Origin of the sequence: Mesorhizobium sp. M7A.F.Ca.CA.003.01.2.1, from assembly GCF_003998945.1 — a bacterium.
GTDB classification, from domain to species: Bacteria; Pseudomonadota; Alphaproteobacteria; order Rhizobiales; family Rhizobiaceae; genus Mesorhizobium; species Mesorhizobium ciceri.
This window is the reverse complement of sequence record NZ_RZRA01000968.1, coordinates 1-2058: the sequence shown is the minus strand read 5'-3', so window position 1 is coordinate 2058 and position 2058 is coordinate 1. Positions and strand designations below refer to the sequence as shown.

1 protein-coding gene and 1 pseudogene are annotated in these 2058 nt (G+C 61.8%); both read right to left on the bottom strand.

Going from position 1 to position 2058, the window contains the following annotated elements:
- Nucleotides 1-769 precede the first annotated feature (769 nt).
- Nucleotides 770-1837: a sn-glycerol-3-phosphate ABC transporter ATP-binding protein UgpC gene (gene ugpC / locus EN969_RS28380; RefSeq protein ID WP_063167898.1), complete on the bottom strand. Its 1068-nt coding sequence runs from the start codon at nt 1835-1837 to the stop codon at nt 770-772.
- Between the two features lie 4 nt (nt 1838-1841).
- Nucleotides 1842-2058: pseudogene (locus tag EN969_RS28375) on the bottom strand (carbohydrate ABC transporter permease); the annotation flags it as partial.

Sequence of the window (2058 nt, the reverse complement as noted above, 5' to 3'; positions counted from 1 at the left end):
CCCCGCCACGCCTTCCACGGAACCCGCACCGCAGGCTCCGACACCTCCCGCCGCGGCACCCCCGCAAGGATCACAACAGGGTCAATGAAGAAGCCTCGCCAGGATGGGCTCCTCTCGTGCGATCGCACCATCTGAGTGTATCGTTTTAATACAATCGCCAATTGGTAGACTTGCACCACGGATAAGTAGTTAGTTTCAGCGTCAGGCAAAAAGGGGGGAAATGCCTCGCACTGGGAGAAAACGATGTCCGTACAAAAAGGCGACTTTCGAACCAACAGAGCCGACTACGTGATTGCCGCGATGCATGGCGGAGTGACCGCCGAAGACAGCGTTCGAGACGAGAACCTGGCAAGGAGAAAGAAGTCCCTGTGGCTGAAGGAGCGGCGATCGGCCAAATCGGCTGAAAACCCGTTGGACAGCTCGCCGCTGTCCAAAAGAAGCCCTCGCGGTTAGCGGTCTACAATCGCCTTCCGCGATCACACCATATCCGCACACAACCCACTCGCCCATATTGCAGGGGCCACCGTCGGTGTTGACTAACTCCGACGGTGGCCTAGTTCGCGGCGAAATGACCTCCGTTCTTTTGAGAAGACGGCGGGACTAAGGTCTTGCGCCCTAGACGCAAAGGTCCGAGCGATCCTGTTAGGTTCCGGAAATGTCTCTTGGACGTTCCGCTATTTTATCCAATTGAAATGTAGCGTTACCGTGTATGTCCCGCCCGATAGCGGCGCCTGATCCGGCTGCCCGCATCCGACCCGGCTGCGTCCCCTCAGCCGATGCGCTCGCCGCTTTTCGCATCGAACAGATGCAGCTGGTCCGGTTCGGCCGCCAACCGCACCACGTCGCCGGACTTGACGCCGGCACGGCCCATGGCAAAGACGCACAGCTGCTGGCTGGCTAGCTTGACGTAGAACTGCGTCGAAAGGCCGAGCGGCTCGACCACACCCACCTCGCCCTTCAACGCACCGTCGTCCGCCAGCTTGATATGCTCGGGCCGCAAACCGACGGTGATGGCGTCACCGTGGGTCAGTGGCAAGTCTTCCGGCAGCCGCAGCGCCTGGCCGTCGGCCAGTACGGCCTCCAACGTAGCGCCCTTGCGAACCGTCGCCGGCAGAAAATTCATGCCGGGCGAACCGATGAAACCTGCAACGAACATGTTGGCCGGCCGGTCGTAGAGATCGAGCGGCGCGCCGACCTGCTGGATCAGCCCGTCATGCATGACGACGATCCGGTCGGCCATGGTCATCGCCTCGATCTGGTCGTGCGTGACATAGACCGATGTCGTCTTCAGTTGCTGGTGCAGCGCCTTGATCTCGGCGCGCATATGGACGCGCAGCTTGGCGTCGAGGTTCGACAGCGGCTCGTCGAACAGGAAGACCTTGGGGTCGCGCACGATCGCCCGGCCCATGGCGACGCGCTGGCGCTGGCCGCCGGACAATTGCCGCGGCAGGCGCTGCAGGAAGGTATCGAGCCCGAGCCGCTTGGCGGCGCCGTCCACCCTGGAGTCGATCGTCGCCTTCTCCGCCTTCTTCAGGAGCAGGCTGAAGCCCATGTTCTTCGACACGTCCATATGCGGATAAAGCGCGTAGGACTGGAACACCATGGCGATGTCGCGGTCCTTGGGTGCTACGTCATTGACCAGCCGCTCGCCAATGCGGATCTCGCCGCCGGAAGCCTCCTCCAGCCCGGCGATCATGCGCAAAAGCGTGGACTTGCCGCAGCCCGACGGGCCGACCAGGACGACGAACTCGCCATCGGCGATTTCAAGGTCGACCGCGTGCAGGACGCGGACGGCGCCATAATCCTTGCGGACCTTATCGAGCGTAACAGAGGCCATCGATCTATCCTTTGACGGCGCCGGCGGTCAGGCCGGTGACGAGATAGCGTTGCAGGAAGGCGAAGAAGATGCAGACCGGGATCAACGCCAGGATGGATGCCGCCATCATCTGTCCCCAATCGACGGCGAACTTGCCGATGAAGGTGAGCAAGCCGACGGCGAAGGTCTTCTGGTCGTCGCTGGAAATCAGCATTAGCGCGAACAGAAGCTCGCTCCAGGCG